This window comes from Hydrogenophaga sp. UC242_50, from assembly GCF_042697355.1.
Classification (GTDB): Bacteria; Pseudomonadota; Gammaproteobacteria; order Burkholderiales; family Burkholderiaceae_C; genus Hydrogenophaga.
The window spans coordinates 3565565-3584264 of sequence record NZ_CP170553.1; the positions used below are offsets into that span (position 1 = coordinate 3565565).

6 protein-coding genes and 6 pseudogenes are annotated in these 18700 nt (G+C 70.2%); 8 read left to right on the forward strand and 4 right to left on the reverse strand.

Annotated features, from left to right (window positions below; genetic code table 11):
• Positions 1-106: 106 nt before the first annotated feature.
• The gene (locus tag ACFJGX_RS18280) at positions 107-310 is read right to left on the reverse strand and encodes a hypothetical protein (protein ID WP_382324630.1); all 204 of its coding nucleotides are present in this window, start codon (positions 308-310) and stop codon (positions 107-109) included.
• Between the two features lie 484 nt (positions 311-794).
• Here ACFJGX_RS18280 and ACFJGX_RS18285 point away from each other — a divergent pair, with 484 nt between their 5' ends.
• Complete coding sequence (locus tag ACFJGX_RS18285; protein ID WP_382326732.1) at positions 795-1385, forward strand: hypothetical protein; 591 nt, start codon at positions 795-797, stop codon at positions 1383-1385.
• A gap of 1408 nt (positions 1386-2793) precedes the next feature.
• Here the strand turns inward: ACFJGX_RS18285 and ACFJGX_RS18290 are convergent.
• The 3 genes from ACFJGX_RS18290 to ACFJGX_RS18300 all read right to left on the reverse strand — a co-directional run bounded on the left by ACFJGX_RS18290 (position 2794) and on the right by ACFJGX_RS18300 (position 5696).
• Entirely contained in the window at positions 2794-3816 is a 1023-nt protein-coding gene (locus ACFJGX_RS18290) for a glycosyltransferase (protein WP_382324627.1), read from the reverse strand.
• A gap of 153 nt (positions 3817-3969) precedes the next feature.
• Complete coding sequence (locus ACFJGX_RS18295) at positions 3970-5046, reverse strand: acyltransferase family protein (protein WP_382326734.1); 1077 nt, start codon at positions 5044-5046, stop codon at positions 3970-3972.
• Positions 5043-5696: an SGNH/GDSL hydrolase family protein gene (locus ACFJGX_RS18300; protein WP_382324623.1), complete on the reverse strand. Its 654-nt coding sequence runs from the start codon at positions 5694-5696 to the stop codon at positions 5043-5045. Before ACFJGX_RS18300 ends, ACFJGX_RS18295 begins: the two co-directional genes overlap by 4 nt.
• A gap of 305 nt (positions 5697-6001) precedes the next feature.
• Here ACFJGX_RS18300 and ACFJGX_RS18305 point away from each other — a divergent pair.
• The 7 genes and pseudogenes from ACFJGX_RS18305 to ACFJGX_RS18335 form a co-directional block, all read left to right on the forward strand.
• A pseudogene (locus tag ACFJGX_RS18305) lies at positions 6002-6439 on the forward strand (AMP-binding protein); the annotation flags it as partial.
• 64 nt (positions 6440-6503) lie between these two features.
• A pseudogene (locus ACFJGX_RS18310) lies at positions 6504-7742 on the forward strand (non-ribosomal peptide synthetase); the annotation flags it as partial.
• Positions 7743-7884: 142 nt separating this feature from the next.
• A pseudogene (locus tag ACFJGX_RS18315) lies at positions 7885-8139 on the forward strand (beta-ketoacyl synthase N-terminal-like domain-containing protein); the annotation flags it as partial.
• A 172-nt stretch (positions 8140-8311) separates the two neighbouring features.
• A pseudogene (locus ACFJGX_RS18320) lies at positions 8312-9268 on the forward strand (beta-ketoacyl synthase N-terminal-like domain-containing protein); the annotation flags it as partial.
• 319 nt (positions 9269-9587) lie between these two features.
• Positions 9588-12872: pseudogene (locus ACFJGX_RS18325) on the forward strand (aminotransferase class III-fold pyridoxal phosphate-dependent enzyme); the annotation flags it as partial.
• A 64-nt stretch (positions 12873-12936) separates the two neighbouring features.
• Positions 12937-14880 (forward strand): annotated as a pseudogene (locus ACFJGX_RS18330) (AMP-binding protein); the annotation flags it as partial.
• 103 nt (positions 14881-14983) lie between these two features.
• A complete protein-coding gene (locus tag ACFJGX_RS18335; RefSeq protein WP_382326736.1) occupies positions 14984-18694 on the forward strand; it encodes a condensation domain-containing protein in 3711 nt (1236 codons plus the stop codon).
• The last annotated feature ends 6 nt before the right edge of the window (positions 18695-18700 follow it).

Genomic DNA, 18700 nt, shown 5'->3' on the forward strand with positions numbered 1-18700 from the left:
GCGCATCGTTTCCGGACGCCTGCCCATCGGCTTGCATTCCGAAAATGGCGGCAATCGAATTACATTGAATTCCAAGATCTGTTGACCCAGCAGGCCAATGCTTCGATCAGCCGTGTGCAAGCGGTTCTTTTCCTTCTTGACTTTCAGGTGCTCTCTCCATGTCCTCACTTTCTTCCTCCCCTCGCCCGGCATCGCATGCCAGCGTGCTGGCCGCCTGCGCGGTGATGTTTTCGATGGTGGCCGCGTCGGCGCAGGCCCAAAGCACCACCACCGCCGCAGCCACCACTGCCAACTGGAACCAGCTCTCCAAGGAGGGCCAGCTCTTTGTCGTCTCCGGCACCAAGAACGTTCGCTATGGCACCGGCAGCCGCTGGGTCTACAAGTCCGTGCGCACGGTGGGGCTCTGCTCGACCGGCTATTTCGGCTCCGATCCGGCCCGTGGCTCGGCCAAGACTTGCCAGGTGATGGCCGCCGCCACCCCGGCACCTGCACCGGCACCGGCACCGGCACCGGCGCCAGCCCCCGCGCCGGCTCCAAAGCCACCTGCGCCAGCGCCAGCGCCTGCGCCTGCGCCTGCGCCTGCACCTGCACCTGCACCTGCACCTGCACCTGCACCTGCACCTGCACCTGCACCTGCACCAAAGCCTCCCGCACCCGCACCCGCACCTGCTCCGGCTCCGGCTCCGGCTCCGGCTCCGGCTCCGGCTCCGGCTCCAGCCCCCGCACCTGCTCCCGCACCTGCTCCAGCCGTTGGCTCCGGTGGCCTGGCCTGCGCGGCCAACGCCATCACCTGCGTGGAAGTCTCCACCGGCACGGCCTCCAGCGCCCTGCCCATCACCTTCGGCCAGCCCTTCAAGGCCGGCGCCGTGCAAGCCAACCAGGGCCTGGTCGCCACCGACAGCAGCGGCGCGAGCGTGCCCCTGCAGATGGATGAGGTGACCTCCCACCGCGACGGCTCCCTGCGCTTTGCCGTCCTCAGCGCCAAGGTCAGCAACCTCGCTGCCAACCAGCCCAAGCTGATCAACCTCTTCGCCGGCGCCAAGTCCTCGGCCACCCAGACCATCCCCGCCAGCCCCGACTGGAACCTCGAACTCGAGGCCAAGGTCTACAACGGCAGCACCCTGGTCTCCACCCTGGTGCGCAAGCCCCAGGACCTGCTCAAGCAGCAGATCGCCCAGGGCTCGGGCCGCCGCCTCAACGGCAGCGCTGCGCACCGAGTACACCGTGGTCGCGCCCTTCAAGGACAGCGCCAGCAACGCCGAGCACCCCCACCTCTCGGCCCGGCTGCACACCCGCCTGTACGACGGCGGCGCCAGCATCCGCACCGACATGGTCCTGGAGAACAACTGGACCTTCAAGGCCAACCCGGGCAACCTCACCTATGAGCTGACCGTGCGCCGCAACGGCCAGGTCGTGCACACCCAGCCGCGCATCACGCACAACTACCAGGCGCGCTGGCACAAGGTGCTCTGGACGGGCAACACGCTGCCCCAGTACCGCGTGCGCCACCACATGCCGTACTTCCTGGCCAGCAAGGCCACCTGGAACTACGACCTGAGCGTCAAGATTCCTGAGTCGGTCCTGGCCGACGAGGCCCGCGTGCTGGCCAGCTCGAACACCGCGCCCATGGGCCCGGCCATGCTGGTGCCGTACTTCCCCACCACCGGTGGTCGCTCGGAGATCGGCCCGCAGCCACGCTGGACCGCGCTGTACCTCATCACCCAGGACGACCGTGCCCGCGCCAGCATGCTGGCCAACGCCGATGCCGCCGCTGGCGTGCCGGTGCACTACCGCGATGAAGGCTCTGGCCAGCCACTGGATGTGGAGCGCAACCCCAACGTGGCCGTGCGCTTTGGCTCCTCCACGCCCAAGCTGCCCACGCCGACGGGCACGACCATCTACACGCCGGACACGGCGCACCAGGCTTCGTTCGGCTACATGCCCTACCTGATCACCGGCGATGCCTTCTACCTGGACGAAGCCATGTTCTGGGCCAGCTGGAACATCGCGGCGGTGGACCCCTACTACCGCGAAGGCGCCAAGGGCCTGATCTACGGCAACGAGGAACGTGCCCAGTCCTGGGCCCTGCGCTCCATCGACGAGGCTTCGCGCATCGTGCCCGACAACCACCCCATGAAGTCGTACTTCCAGACCCGGTTCGCCAACAACCTGAACTGGTACGTGCAGAACTACCCGCAGAACGCCAACGCGGCCGCCCGCTCGCCCTTCGGCGCCATCAAGAGCCCGTGGGACACCAAGAAGGCCGGCCCCTGGCAAAACGACTTCATGACGCTGGTGCTCACGCAGATCGCCGAGGACGGTGACCCGCAAGGCCGCACCATGCTGAACTGGATCACCGGCTTCACCGTCGGCCGCTTCCTGAACGAAGCCAACGGCTTCTGCATGGCCAAGGCCCCGGGTTACTGGTGGGACGTCACCGACGCGAGCAACCAGTTCTTCAGCAGCTGGAAGACCCTGTTCGACACCAACTACGCTGGCTCGAAGGGCGCCTCGTGCGCCGGCATGGCGATCACCGAAGGCTCACCGGACCGCGTGGACGACTACGCCGCCTATGCCCGCGCCATGCTGGCCGCCACCAGCAGCGCCGGCATCACCGGTGCCAGCGGTGCCTACAGCAAGTGGAAGTCCATGACCCCGAAGATGGATGCCGGCTACGTGAACGACCCCACCTGGGCCATCGTTCCGCGTTGATCCCGCTTCAACCGCTCTGACCTTCAACAACCCTCTCTTCGCAGAGGGTTGTTTGTTTTTGGCGGGTGATGCGCGAGGCGCTCAGTGCGCGACGGCCGCGACTGCCTGTGCGGCGCCAACCCGTGAGCGCGCCAGTTGCTCGACGCGGGTCAGCGTGGAGAAGGTGCCGCCCAGGCGGTTCTGGAAAAAGCTCAGCACGGACTCGATGTTCGCCAGGAAGGCGACCAGATCGGCCTCGGTCTTGACGTACGGGGTGTTGCCCGGCTGCAAGGTCGGCGAGTGGTAGGTCATGGTGAACACACGAACGCCTTCGTGGAACAGCGTGGTGAGCAGGCGCTCCTGCGACTGCACATCGAAGCCTTCCGGGCTCAGCCTGCCGCGCTCCAGCCACTTCATGCGGCTCATGACGCCGGGCAGGCGAAGCCGCTGCGAGAGGTTGCTGCCGATGAGCCAGGGATTGGCGGGGCCCATGCGGCGCAGGCGGCCCGAGTAGCCCACGGTCATGGGCACTTCGAGCAAGGCGTGCGAGGCGTCGGTGAAAAAGGGGCGGTCGGACATGCCCTGGTAGTTCGGCCCGCCTTCGAAGGAAAAATTGGTGTGGGGCACCACGCTGCAGTCCACGGTGTAGCCCAGTTCCTGCAGGATGCCGAAGGTGTTCGGCCCCACGCCGTAGCGCCCGGCCTTGAACACCCGCGGCGCGCGGCCGAAGGCCTGGGCCACCGCGTCGGTGCTGGTGCGGATCTTGGCTTCCTCCAGCTCCAGCGGCAGGTTACCGTGGTACGAGTTGAACACCGACACCGTTTCGTTGTGTGGCGGCGTGACCCAGGGATGGCAGTGGGTGCCGAATTCCGCGCGGCCCGCGTCCACCAGCCCGCGCAGGTAGCGGGTGGCGGCCACCGAGCTGGCCACCGGGTAGTCCATGACGTAGGTCGGCACGACGCCGAACCGGTCGTAGAGCGCGTGCACCCGGTCCTGGGAGGAAATGGATTGGGTGGCGGTCGCCTGTCGGTTGAAGGGCTGGTTCCAGTTGAACTCTTCTTCGGTATCGACGACCACCAGCAGCACCGGCGCGACAAGGCCCAGTTCGACGGGCTGGGGGTCCAATCCCGGCAATCTCATCGAATCTTCTCCCGAATGCCGTGGTGCGTTGTGCATTGTTGTACATACCCCATGGGGCTAGCGCGATCTGTCACCGCACCAGCATACCGCGCCGGCTTTTGCGTGGGTGCGGAGTTCGTCACGCTTCTTCTCCCGCCTTCAGCGCGCGATCCACTTGCGCAGCACGGGGCCGAGCTTCTGTTCGACCCCGACATTGACCGCCCAGGCCACCAGCAGGGCCAGGGCGATCATGCCCAGGGTCACCAGCGTCATGCCCCAGGACGCGACCAGGCCGGACGCCACCGCCACGCTGAACAGGGCATAGCCGGCGTGCTGGTGGATCAGGTACAGCGGGTAGGTGAGGCGGCCGGACAAATCGCTCCATGTCGAGGGTTCAATCGGTACCTTGCGGCGAATCATCCAGTAGAAGAAGGCGAAATACGACAGCAGGATGGCCTCGATCACGAGGTTGTTGGGGCTGTCGTCCAGGGCCAGCAGCTGCTCCAGGCTGTCTGCCTGGCGATTTTCACGCCACAGGTACATGCAGGCCAGCGCGGCGCAGCCCAGCAGCGCCAAGCGCCGACGGGTGGTCCAGCCCGACTGCCGCACCAGGAAGAAGAAGGCGCCGGCGGCGAACAGGGGCGCCCATTGGGCGCTGGTGACGATCTCCACGGTGTACATGGGGCGAATGAAATTGACCAGCGACAGGCCCAGCCAGAGGATCAGCAGCGTCTCGATGCGCTTGAGCTGCCCGGTGGCGATCGCCACGCCGATCCAGAAGTAGAAATTGATCTCCACCGCCAGCGACCAGTACGCGCCATCGACGAGGTTCTGGCCGAACACCCGGGGCAGCATGGTCAGGTTGGCCGCGTACTGGGCCCAGGACTCGGGCTTGAACGGCGCGGCCGGCGCGGCCAGCTCGATCAGCACCGTCAGGGTCATGCACACCCAGAAGGCGGGCATCAGCCGGGACACGCGGGAGGCGATGAAACGCCGCACGCTCGAATTCTGGGCGGTCATCATGATCACGTAGCCGCTGATCATGAAAAACAGGTGCACCCCCACGTAGCCATAGGAAAAGACGTGGTACAGGATGGGGCTCTGCTGGCCCTGGATCGAGCCATCGCGAACCCCCGCATGGAAGTAGTGGAAGCCGACCACGATCAGGGCGGCGAAACCCCGGAGCCAGTCCAGTGCGGGTTGGCGGTGCGACTGCGAGGGTGGCGATTCGATCATGCGGGTTTCTTGGTCAGGACGGCCTCGATGGCCTGGAGCAACAACAGGGAACCGGTGGCATCGAGATGCAGGCCATCGCCCGCCAGGGACGCGCGGGCCAGGGCGCCCTGCCCCGGCACCGCGTCGACCATGGCATGGCCGCGCTGCCGGCACATCTCGGCCACCGACGCGTTGACGGCCTCGGCCGGGTTGCCGGGCGGCACGGGAATGCCGACACACACCACCTGGGCGGACGCGGGCATGCGGTCCAGGATCGCACCCCAGGCCAGCCGCACGTCTTCGGGCGTGCGGCCCTCGATCAGGTCGTTGGTGCCCGCGCCGAGCACCACCGCGCGGGCCCGGGGCAGCGAAGTGTAGCGATCGAGGCGCTGGCTCAGCCGCTGGGCCGTTTCACCGCCGATGGCGAAGTTGTAGGCCTGCGCCAGGCCCCCCGTGGGCAAGGTCTGGAGGTGGCTGTCGCCGAAGAAGAGGATCGCGCCACGCGGCACCAGGCGGTCCACGTTCAGCTGGTGGGCCATCGTGCGCCGCTCGAAGAGGCGCTGGGACACCGTGGGCGCGGACTGCCAACGCTCCAGGCGCCACAGGAACGCCTCCGAAAGGCGCGCGGAGCCGCCAATCGCCAGGACCGCGCAGGCGATCAGCGCCGCCACGCCCCAACCCGTCCACAGCGATAACCTAGGTGAATGTTTCACAAGATCAAAAGGCTTCGAGCCCGCAACAATGCGAGAGGGTCTGTTGCAAGAAGTCCTGCATCTTGTCAGTGTCGTTTGGTCGGGAATGTCGGAAATGCATTTCGGCGTGAGTTATGTCGTACAAACTGCGGGAAAGCGGCCCGGAAAGTCAGAAAAAATACAACACGACCGGGTTATCATTTGTTACACAAGTTTCTGATGGTACTCATTTGTATTCATTCGAGGAGCTTTCCTGCACGTAGGGGGTTTTTGCAATGCACTTCATGAGTCAGCAAGAGAACGACGCAGGTGAACCGAACCTGGGTCTCTGGCTGCGCAGCGGAGCACAGAGCCACGCGAACGCCGTGGCCCTGGAGTCGCCCGAGGGCGAGCCCCTGACCTACCGTGAACTGGCCTCTGCGGTGGCGGCGCGCGCGCGCGCCTTTGCCGACGCGGGCCTGCAAAGCGGTGAACGCATCGCGGTGGCCGCCACGCGCTCCACCGACACCATCATCTCGATCCTGGCCGCCGCCGAAGCCGGCATCGCCTATGTGCCGCTGGACCTGGCCTACCCGGCCGAGCGCCTGCGCGCCATGCTGGACGATGCGCAACCCCGCGCGGTGGTGGGTGAAGACCAGGCCTTGTCCACGCTGCGCTCGCTGGTGGGCGAACTGCCCACGCTGGAACAGCCCGCACCGGTGCAAGCCGCCCTGCACGCCTCGGCGCCCGACCTCACCTACGTGCTGTTCACCTCGGGCTCCACCGGCCGGCCCAAGGGCGTCGGCGATGGGCGCGGTGCCGCTGCGCCACCTGATCCAGTGGCACGCCGACCACCCCCGCCTGGGCCAGCCCGCGCGCACCCTGCAGTTCGCGCCGCTGTCCTTCGACGTGCACTTCCAGGAAATCTTCTCCACGCTGGCCTGCGGCGGCACGCTGGTGCTGGTGCCGGAGGAACAGCGGCGCGACCCCGGCCTGCTGCTCAACGCCCTGATCCAGCGCCGCATCGAACGCATCTTCGTGCCTTACGTGGCGCTGCAGATGATCGCGGAAGCCTCGCGCGATGAATTGCCCACCTCCCTGCGCGATGTGGTGAGCGCGGGCGAACAACTGCAGGTCACGCCCGCGATCCGCTCGCTGTTCCAGCGCCTGCCGGGCTCGGAGCTGCACAACCACTACGGCCCGACCGAAAGCCACGTGGTCACCGCGCACGAGTTGCGTGGCGACCCGGCCGCCTGGCCCGAGATCCCCCCGATCGGCCGCGCCCTGCCGCACGTGCAGCTCGCCCTGGTGCCGTCCGAAAACGCCACCGACGAGCACACCGGCGAACTGCTGCTGGGCGGCGAGACGCTGGCCTGCGGCTACCTCGGCCGGCCCGAACTCACCGGCGAGCGCTTCCGCACCGACTTCGCCGATCTGCCGGGGCGCTGGTACGTCACCGGCGACCTCGCGCGCCGCGACGCCGAGGGCGTGTACACCTACCTGGGCCGCGCCGACCAGCAACTCAAGGTCGATGGCTTTCGCATCGAGCCGGGCGAGATCGAGCTGGCCATCATGGCCCAGGCCGGCATCAAGGACGCGGTGGTCACCGCGCCCGACCTGCCCGGCATCGGCAAACAACTGGTCGCGCACCTGGTGCTGCGCGAAGGCGCGCAAGCCAACACCAGCGAGCTGATCACCCGCATCCGCGCCGAACTGCGCGCCGCCATGCCCGAGTACATGGTGCCGGTGCGTTACGTGGTGCTGGATCGCCTGCCCACCACGCCCAGCGGCAAGATCGACCGCAAGGGCCTGCCCCTGCCGGCCATGGACACGGCCGCCGCCTCCGCTTCGAGCGACCCGATGGCGATCGTGCGCGGCCTGTGGCAGGAGCTGCTGGGCCTGCCCGCCATCGGCGACGACCAGAATCTGTTCGACCTGGGCGCGCGCTCGCTGCTCGTGATGCGCTTCGTCACGCGCCTCAAGGACCAGGGCGTCCAGGGCCTGAACGTGGCCGACGTGTACGACAAGCCCACCGTGGCCGGCATCGCCGCGGCGCTCGCCGGCCCGGTGAACGCGGGTCAGCGCAAGCGCCTGGCGCCGGCCCAGCCCACGGCCGGCATCGCCATCGTCGGCATCGCCGACCCGCACACCGGGTGCCCGCCGCCTCGACGATTTCTGGCAGAACCTGATCGACGGCCAGGAAGGCATCCGCCAGTTCTCGCTCGACGAGCTCGACCCCAGCGTGCCCGACGCGGTGCGCTCGCGCCCCAACTTCGTGGCCGCGCACGGCGTGCTCGACGGCGTGGAGCACTTCGACGCCGGCTTCTTCGGCATCTCGGCGCGCGAAGCCACCATGCTCGACCCGCAGCAACGGCTGATGCTCGAGCTCAGCGTCTCGGCGCTGGAGCACGCCGCCATCGACGCCTCGCGCACCGACGCGCGCATCGGCGTGTACGCGGGCACCGGCAACAACGCCTACGCGCCCGCGCTGCGCAGCGAACAACCCGAGCTGGTGCAGCAGTACGGCGAATTCGCCACCATGCTCGCCAGCGAGAAGGACTACGTGCGCACCCGCGCTGCGCAACCGCCTCAACCTCAACGGCCCGGCCCTGAGCATCCACACCGCCTGCTCCACCAGCCTGGTGGCCGTGGCCCAGGCCTGGCACGCGCTGGCCAGCGGACAGTGCGACGTGGCGCTGGCCGGCGGCATCAACGTGGCCGTGCCGCAGATCAGTGGCTACCTGCACGTCGAAGGCGGCATGGAATCCGCCGACGGCCATTGCCGGCCGTTCGATGCAGACGCCAGCGGCACCGTGTTCGCCAGCGGCGGCGGCGTGGTCGTGCTGCGCCGGCTGGAAGACGCCCTGGCCCAGGGCGACACGGTGTACGCCGTGATCCGTGGCGTGGGCCTGAACAACGACGGCGGCGACAAGGCCAGCTTCACCGCGCCCAGCGTCACCGGCCAGATGGGCGCCATCCGCATGGCGCTCGACCAGGCCGGCGTGAGCGCGCGCCAGATCGGCTACGTGGAAGCGCATGGCACCGGCACCTCGCTCGGCGACCCGATCGAGGTGGCCGCGCTCACCCGCGCCTGGCGCGAAGACACCGCCGACAGCCAGTACTGCGGCATCGGCTCGCTCAAGAGCAACCTTGGCCACATGGCCGCCGGTGCCGGCGTGGTGGGCCTGATCAAGACCGCGCTCTCGCTGCACCACGGCGTGATCCCCGGCACCCTGCACTACCGCCAGCCCAACCCGCAGATCGACTTCGAGAACACGCCCTTTCGCGTGGTGGCGCAGAACACCCCCTGGCCGCGCGGCGGCGAATCGCGGCTCGCGGCGGTGAGTTCGTTCGGCGTCGGCGGCACCAACGCCCACGTGGTGATCGAAGAGGCCCCGGCGCGTGCGCCCGCATCGACCGGCGACGGCCGCTGGCTGCTGCCCCTCTCGGCCCGCACCGCCGACGCCGCACTGCAGCGCGCGCGCGACCTGGCCGAGCACCTCGAACAACATCCCGAGCTGCCGCTGGGCGACGTCGCCGCCACGCTCATGCGCGGGCGCAAACCCATGGCGCAGCGCCTCTCGGTGGTCGCCGGCAGCGCCCAGGAAGCCATCGCACGCCTGCGCGCGGCCAAGAGCAGCGTGAGCGCGCTGCAGAAGCCGCGCCTGGTGTTCCTGTTCCCGGGTCAGGGTTCGCAACACCCCGGCATGGCGCGCCAGCTGGTGGACGAAGTGCCCGCCTTCCGCGAGGCGCTCGACCGCGCCTTGCCGTTGGCCGAGACCGCTCTGGGCGTGGACCTGCGCGCCTGGCTGGTGAGCGCCGACCCCGGCCGATGCCGAGGTGGCCCAACTGCTGGCGCAGACGCGCTACGCCCAGCCGGCCCTGTTCAGCGTGTCCTACGCGCTCGCGGCCTGGCTGGACAGCCTGGGCATCCGGCCCGACGCCATGATCGGCCACAGCATCGGCGAGTACGCCGCCGCCTGCCACGCCGGCGTGTTCTCGCTCGAAGACGCGATGGCCGCCGTGATCGCGCGCGGCCAGGCCATGTTCGACCAGCCCGCCGGTGCCATGCTGGCCGTGCGCACCGGCCTGGATGCCGTGCGGGCCCTGTTGCCCGAGGGCATCGAGGTCGCCGGCTGCAACGCGCCCGCGCTCACCGTGGTGGCGGGCGGCCATGAAGCCATCGACCGCTTCGCCCAGGCCCTGGAGCGCAACGAGATCGATGCCACCCGCCTGCGCGTCTCGCACGCCTTCCACAGCGCCTCCATGGAAGGCGCGCTGCCGCGCGTCGTGCAAGCGCTCGCGCAGACCCGCCTGCAGGCACCCCGCCTCACCGTGTACTCGTGCGTGAGCGGCGCGCCGCTGCAGGCGCACGAAGCCACCGACCCCGGCTACTGGGCGCGCCAGGTGCGCGCGCCGGTGCTGTTCAGCAAGGCCGTGATGGCCGAGCTCGCCCAGGGCGAGACCGTGTTCCTCGAAGTCGGCCCAGGGCAGGCGCTCACCGCGCTGCTGCGCCAGCACCGCACACCCAAGGCCGAGGTGCCGCGCATCGTGTCCATGCTGGGCGCCGCGCAGGACCCCGGCCAGCCCGCCGAGCAGGGCCTGGCCGCGCTGGGTGCCCTGTGGTGCGCCGGCATCGAACCCGCCTGGCCCGTGGCCGCGACCGCGCGCCGCGCTCCCCTGCCCACCTACCCGTTCCAGAACGACCGTCACTGGTTTGCCCGCCGCACCGCGCCCGCAGGCGCCCTGCCGTCCGATGTTTCCCTCTCCGTTGCGAGTGCCGTCACCATGAGCCGAATACCCACCGTTGAAAACGAACTCAAGCGCGTCCTGAGCGACGTCTCGGGCATCCCCGCCGACGACATGACCACGGACGCCAGCTTTGTCGACCAGGGCCTGGACTCCCTCTCGCTCACCCAGGCCACGCTGGAGCTGGAACGCGTCTTCGGCGTCAAGCTGCGCTTTCGCCGCCTGATGGAAGACCTGGACAACATCGGCAAGCTCGCGCGCTTCCTCGATACCGAAATGCCGGCCGACAAGTTCGCGCCGGTGGCCCCCGTGGCGGCAGCCCCCGCGATGGCGGCCGGCATGCCCGCCCAGGTGGCCGGCTTCGCGGCCCCGGCGGCCCTGCCGCTGCAGTTCGCGGCCCTGCCCGGCGGCACGAACGCCGTGCACCAGCTGCTTCAGCAGCAGATGCAACTCATGGCGCAGCAGCTCGCGGTGCTGGCCGGCCAGCCCATGGCGGCCGCCCTGCCGATCGCAGCGGTCCCCGTGGCGCCCGCGCCGACCGTGGTGGCCTCGGCTCCGGCCGCCGCCGCGACGGAGGCCGAACCCGCCCAGCCCTCCATCAAGTCGCTGGTCGAAAAACCCTTCGGCGCCTCGCCCCGCCTCACGCTGGAAGCGCGCCAGGACTTCACGCCCGCGCAGCGCCGCTGGCTCGACGAGTTCATCACCCGCTACAACGCGCGCTCGGGCCAATCCAAGGCCTTCAGCCAGCAGCACCGCAAGGTCATGGCCGACCCGCGCGTGGTGACCGGCTTCAACCCGCTGTACAAGGACCTGGTCTACCCCATCGTGGTGAACCGCTCGCAGGGCGCGAACCTGTGGGACCTGGACGGCAACGAGTACATCGACCTGCTGTCCTGCTTCGGCGGCAACCTGCTGGGCTACCAGCCGCCCAAGGTGATCGAGGCGATGCAGCAGCAGCTGCAGCTCGGCCTGGAAGTGGGCCCGCAACACCCCTACGCGGCCGATGTGGCCCAGCTCATCTCGGAGTTCACCGGCATGGAGCGCGTGGGCTTCTGCAACACCGGCTCCGAGGCCGTGATGGGCGCCATGCGCATCGCGCGCACCGTCACCGGCCGCAAGACCATCGCCATCTTCACCAACTCCTACCACGGCATCTTCGACGAGGTGATCGTGCGCGGCACCAGGCAGCTGCGCTCGCTCTCCGCCGCGCCCGGCATCCTGGCCAACGCGGTGGAAAACATCCTGGTGCTGGACTGGAACAGCGAGGACTCCCTGCGCGTGCTGCGCGAGCGCGGCCCCGAGCTGGCGGCGATCATGACCGAGCCGATCCAGAACAAGTACCCCACGCTGCAGCCGCGCGAGTTCGTGCAGTCGCTGCGCCAGATCGCCGACAAGGCCGGCTGCGCGCTGATCTTCGACGAAGTCGTGACCGGTTTCCGCGTCGCCCCGGGCGGTGCGCAGGAGTTCTACGGCGTGCGCGCCGACATCGCCACCTACGGCAAGGTCATCGGCGGCGGCCTGCCGTTCGCGGCCATCGCGGGCAACGCCAACTGGCTCGACGCGCTCGACGGCGGCCACTGGCAGTACGGCGACGACTCCTACCCCGAAGCCGGCGTGACCTACTTCGCCGGCACCTTCGTGCGCCACCCGCTGGCGCTGGCCGCCGCGCGCGCCACGCTGCAACACATCAAGGCCGGTGGGCGCGAGTTCTACCGCAACCTCAACGACCGCACCCAGCGCCTGATCGACCGCCTCAACACGGCCTTCGCGGTGCGTGGCGCACCGGTCAAGGCGGTGCACTGCGCCTCGATCTGGCGCCTGCAGTGGGACGACAACCAGAAGCACATCAGCCTCTTCTACTACCTGGTGCGCTACCACGGCCTGCACCTGTACGAGCAGTTCGGCCACTTCGTCACCGAGGGCATGACCGACGCCCACACCGACCGCATCTTCCAGGTGTTCACCGACGCCATGGACGAGCTCATGGGCCTGGGCTTCATCACGCCCAAGGACGGCGGCGGTGCCCCACCCCCCTCGGGCCCGCAAGGCGGCACGCGCGCAGGCACCGACGCCCAGCTCTCGCCCGGGCAGACCGAGCGCTGGCTGGCCGGCGGCTTCGATCCCTCGGCCCGGCTGGCGCTCAACGAGTCGTTCTGCGTCAGCCTGCAGGGCGGCGTGGACCGCACCGCGCTGAAGGCCGCGCTGAACGACGTGCTGACGCGGCACGAGGCCTTCCGCATCCAGTTCGATCTGGAGGAACCCCGGCAGCGGGTCGCGCCGCAGCTGAACCTGCCCGTGGCCGAGATCGACCTGAGCGCGCAGCCCGACGCCGACCAGGCGCTGGACGACTTCTGCACCCAGGCCAGCCTGCGTGATTTCCCGCTCGACCAGGCGCCGCTGGCCGCCGTGAGCCTGCTCACCCTGGCCGACGGCCGCACCGTGGTGCACGTGGTGCGCCAGCCACCTGGTGTTCGACGGCTGGGCCTCCAGCGTGTTCAACGCCGAGCTCGCCACCGCCTACAAGGCCCGCAGCATGGGCATGGCGCCGGCTTTCAAGCCGGCCGAGTCGCCGCTGGACTTCGCCGAGGAAGAGCAGGCCCGCTTCGACGGACCCGACGGCCAGGAAGCCCTGCGCTTCTGGCAGCAGCAGCTGCAGAACCCGCCCGCGCCGCTGAACCTGGGCGACCGCACCCCGCAGGGCCACCGCAGCTACGCGGCCGACACGCTTCGCATACGACTGGACGGCGAGCTGTTCAGCCGCCTGCGTGCGCAGGCCAAGCAGTCGGGTGCCACGCTGTTCCAGGTGCTGCTCATGGCGCTCACCCGCATGCTGCACAAGCGCAGCGGCCAGAGCGACTTCGTGGTCAGCATCCCCTACGCCAGCCAGAGCCTGCAGCGCCGCGGGCCGATCATGGCCGACGGCGTGCTCGACCTGCCGCTGCGCCTGGGCTGCCAGCCCGGCGAGAGCACCGAGGCCGTGCTGCAGCGCGTGCGCTCGCGCCTGATGGACGCGCTGGAGTACCCGCTCATGACCCAGGGCACGGTGGCCCGCGCGCTGGGCATCCGCAGCGCGGGCGACCGCCCGCCGCTCACCGGCATCTTCTTCAACCTCAACCCCAAGGTCGACCTCTCGGCCTACGCGCCCCTGCAGGCCGCCATGCACGAAGGCCGCAAGCGCGGCACGCTCAGCGAGCTGTTCTTCAACTTCTACGAACAGAACGACGCGCTCACGCTGGACCTGCACCACAGCAGCGAGTTCTTCAGCCCGCAGCGCGCGCAGGAACTGATCGATGCCCTGCGCGCCGAGATCGCCCACTTCGCGCAGCACCCCGGCGTCGAACTGCCGGTGCTCACCGCCGTGGTGGCGCCCGCGCCCGTGCGCCCTGCCACGGCACCGGACGCGCGCCTGATCGCCTGGAACCAGGCCACCGCCATGCCGCTGGAGCCGCATGCCCGCGTGGAGCAGTGGATCAGCCGCCAGGCCGCCGCCACGCCCGATGCCGTCGCCCTGGTGGCGCACGGCGTGAGCCTGAGCTACGCCGCACTGGAATCGCGCGCCAACCGCTTCGGCCAGCTGCTGCGCTCGCGCGGCATCGGTGCCGGCATGCGGGTGGGCGTGTGCCTCACGCGCGGCCCCAACCTCGTGCCCGCCCTGCTCGGCATCCTGAAGACCGGCGCGGCCTATGTGCCGCTCGACCCGGGCTTCCCCAAGGACCGCCTGCGCTACATGGCCGAGGACGCGGGCGTGCGCCTGGTGATCACCGACGCGGCCAACGCCAGCCTCTCGGGCGTGCCGCGCGAGCAACAGATCCGCATCGACGACGACGCCGCCGCCATCGCCTCGGCCTCCGACAGCGCCCTGCCGCGCCCCGCCGACTGGGCCGACGACGCGCCCATGTACGTCATCTACACCTCGGGCTCCACCGGCAAGCCCAAGGGCGTGGTGCTGCCGCAGAACGCGGTGTGCAACTTCCTCGCCAGCATGCGCCGCGAGCCGGGCCTGCAGGCCGGCGACCGGCTGCTGGCCGTGACCACGCTGTCCTTCGACATCGCGGTGCTCGAACTCTTCCTGCCGCTCACCGTGGGCGCCAGCGTGGTGCTGGCCCAGCGCGAAGACGCCATGGACGGCGAGGTGCTCGGCCGCCTGGCCGCCGAGCAGCGCATCAACGTGATGCAGGCCACTCCCACCACCTGGCACATGCTGCTCGACGCCGGCTGGCGCGCGCCCGCCGGCTTCCGCGCCCTGTGCGGCGGCGAGCCGCTGCCGCCCTCGCTGGCGCAGCGCCTGCTCGAGGCCGGCGTGGAACTCTGGAACATGTACGGCCCGACCGAGACCACCGTGTGGTCCACCCTGTGCCGCGTCACCGACGCGGCGCAGAAGATCACGATCGGCCACCCGATCGCCAACACCCAGGTCTGGGTGCTGGACGAGCAGATGAAGCCCGTGGCCATCGGCCAGGAAGGCGAGCTGTGCATCGGCGGCGCCGGCGCTGCGCACCGGCTACTTCAAGCGCCCCGAACTCACCGCCGAGAAGTTCGTGGCCGACCCGTTCGACACCACCACGCCCGGCGCGCGCATCTACCGCACCGGCGACCTCGCGCGCTGGCGCGAAGACGGCACGCTGGAGCACCTGGGCCGGCTGGACTTCCAGGTCAAGATCCGCGGCTACCGCATCGAGCTGGGCGAGATCGAGGCCCGCCTCGCCGCCCTGCCCGGCATCGCCCGCACCGTGGTGATGGCCCGCGAGGACAGCCCGGGCGACGTGCGCCTGATCGGCTACGCCGTGCCGCACGCCGGCCAGCAACCCGACGCCGCCGCCCTGCGCGAGGCGCTGCGCGCCGGTCTGCCCGACTACATGCTGCCCCAGCAGATCGTGCTGCTGGATGCCATGCCGCTCCTGCCCAACGGCAAGATCGACCGCAAGGCCCTGCCCGCGCCCACCGGCCCGGCACCGTCGGCCAGCGCGGGCGCGGTCAAGCCCGCGCGCAACGACACCGAAAAAGCGGTGGTCGAGGCCATGCAGGCCGTGCTCAAGCTGCCCGCCGTCGGCGTGGACGAAGACTTCTTCTTCCTCGGCGGCCACTCGCTGCTGGCCGCCAAGCTCATGGGCCAGATCAACAAGGCCTTCGGCCTGCAGCTCAACCTGCGGGTGCTGTTCGAATCGACCACCGCCGAAAAGCTGGCGCGCCTGATCGACGAACAACGCGGCGCCACGGCGCCCACCCGCGAACCGCTGGTGCACCGCGCTGACCAGCGCCAGGCGCCGCTGACCCTGATGCAGGAGCGCATCCGCTTCATCGAGGCCATGCAGCCCGGCCGCACCGTCTACAACGCGCCCTCGGGCCACCGCCTGCGCGGCCCGATGGACCTGCAGGCCTTCGACCGCGCCTTCCAGGACATCGTGAAGCGCCAGCCGGCGCTGCACAGCGCCGTCGTGTCCACCGCTCAGGGCCCGGTGCAGAAGAACGTCGAGCTGCCCGCGTTCAGCCTGCTGCCGCTGGAAGACCTGGGCAGCTACCCGCCGAGCGAACAGGAAGCCGTGCTGCAGGAGCGGCTGGCCGCCCTGTCCGACCAGGCCTTCTCGCTCGAGCACGCGCCCCTGTTCAAGGCCCGCCTGTTCCGCCTCGCCGACGACCACCACGTGCTGTTCTTCATGACGCACCACGTGATCTGGGACGGCTGGTCGTTCGACCTGCTGTACGACGAGATGAACGCGCTCTACCAGGCCTTCTCGGAAGGCCGGCCCTCGCCGCTGCCGCCCCTGGCCCTGACCTACGGCGACTTCGCCGACTGGCACGCGCGCTGGCTGGACAGCGACGAACTGCAGGACCAGCTGACCTACTGGAAAAAGCAGTTCCTCGGCAAACCGGTGCAGGAGCCGCTGACCGACCTGGCCCGCCTGCCCGGCATGCTGCGCGAAGGCGCCACCGAGTCCATGCACATCGCCGCCGAGCAGGCCGACCGCGTGCGCGACATCGCCAAGCGCACCGGCTCCACGCTGAGCATCGTGGCGCTCTCGGTCTACGCCGCCATGGTCTCGCAGCTGCTGCGCGAGCCCGCGCCGACCATCGGCCTGCCGGTGCGCGGCCGCCCCACGCCCGAGCTCGACCCCATCATGGGTTTCTTCAACAACATGCTGCCAGTGCGCCTGCCGGTGGACACCTCGCTGAGCTGGCTCGACTGGATCGGTCGCGTGCGCGCCGCCGTCGTCGAGGCCTTCGCCCACCAGGACGTGCCCTTCGAGCGCATGGCCCACGTGCTCGAAGCCGAACAGCCCGGCGTGCACGCGCGCCTGTACCAGTGCATGTTCTCGTTCCAGGACGCGCGCAACCGGCCCACCCACTGGGGCCCGCTCGAGCACGAGCGCGTGCACGTGCGCCACAAGGGCGCCACCGAAGACCTCAACCTCTGGCTGGTCGAGATCCCCTCCGGCATCGAAGGTGGCATCCAGTACGACACCCACCTCTACCTGCCTTCCACCGCGAAGTCCCTGCACGAGCGCTTCGTGGCCCTGCTCGACGCGGTGGCCCGCACGCCGAACCAGACCGTGGCGCAGCTGATGGCGCCCACGCCCGCCGAACAGGCCCGCGTGCTGGCGCTGGACGCGCCGGCCGTGGCGCCCGCGCAAAGCCTGTTCGATCTGCTGGAGCAGCGCGCCAGCGCCCTCACCCCACCCGCGCTGCTGCGCATCGGCGGCACCGAACTCGACGCCCGCGAGCTGGTCCGCCGCGTGAACGACAACGCGGCCCAGCTCAAGACCCGCCTGCCCGCGGCGGGCCACCCGCTCACCGTGGCCATCGCGATGCAGGAGCCGGTGGCCCAACTGGTCACCGCCCTGGCCGTGCTGCGCCTGGGCCACCACTGCCTGCCCCTGACACCCGGCGACACGCCGCCCGCCGACGCGGTGGCTTTCGGCGACGCACCCTGGCTGCAAAGCCAGCCCGCCGCCACGGCGCGCAAGGCGGCGGTCCAGCCGCAAGCCTTCGACGCCGCGCTGGTCGCCCAGATCAGCGCCGGCCTCGCCCGCCAGGCCCACCTGCTGGTGGGCGACTGCCTGCGCGCCAGCGCCCACGCCACCGGCACCGCGCTGACCCTGCTGGGCCTGGCGCTGCACACCGGCGGCCGGCTGGTGCTGTGGGACCAGGCGCCCGACGGCGCCACCCTGGTGGCCGACCTCCAGCGCGAGCGCACCGGCCTCGTCTTCGCGGACGCCAACACCTGGGCCGACGCCCTGCAGGCCCGCCGTGGCGCCTCGCTCTCGGTCATCGCCGCCGTGGACGCGCGCGACAACTCCCCCGAACTCGTGGCGCAGCTGCTGGACGCGGGCCTTTCCGTGCTCAACGTGCTGCAGACCGATTCACTGCCCCTGCCGCTGGCCGCCCACTGGGTGGCCGACGCGGCCGAGGCCGGCCTGGTGGGCCGACCCCTGGTGCCGCACACCGTGCGCGTCGCGCCGCGGCCCGAGGGCACGGCCCCGATCGGCGTGGCCGCCCCCGTCTGGGTGAAGGCCGGCGCGGCGGGCGCCTGGACAGCCAGCCACACCAGCGCGCGCTGGCGCAGCGACGGCGTGCTGCAACACGTGAGCGATGCGAACGAACCCACGGTGCTGCTCGGCGGTGGCCTGGTGGACCTCGAGGCGCTGGAGCAGGCGGCGCTGGCGCTGCCGGGCGTCGACGTGGCCGCCGCGCAGGCCGCGGTGGACTCGAACGGGCGCCGCCGGCTGGTGATCGGCCTGCAGGCCAGCGGCCTGTCCGCCGCGCAGCGCGAATCCCACGCCCGCGCGCTGCTCGACGCCGTGCCCACCGAGGCCCGCGCGGCGCTCGACCTGCGCTGGTTCGAGCAGATCGTGCGCCACCCCTCGGGCCGGCTGCAGCTGGCGCAATCGCGCGCGCTCAAGGCGCAGGCGAGCCAGACCGGCGACCGCTTCGCCGGCACGGCCACCGAGCAGGCCATCCACGCGGTCTGGAGCGAGCTGCTGGGCATGAGCCACATCGGCCGCAACGACAACTTCTTCGACCTGGGCGGCACCTCGCTCACCGCCATGCAGGCCGTGCTCAAGCTGGAGCAGCAGATCGGCAAGCAGATCAGCCCGCGCCGCTACGTGAGCGAAACGCTGGCCCAGCTCGCTGTGGCCTACGACGCCACCGGTGCCGACACGCCGCCGGCCTCCGCGGCCGCCAACGCCGACGCGGCCGAACCCGCGCCGGGCCTCATGAAACGGCTCGCGCGCCTCGTTCAACGGGCCTGACCCGGC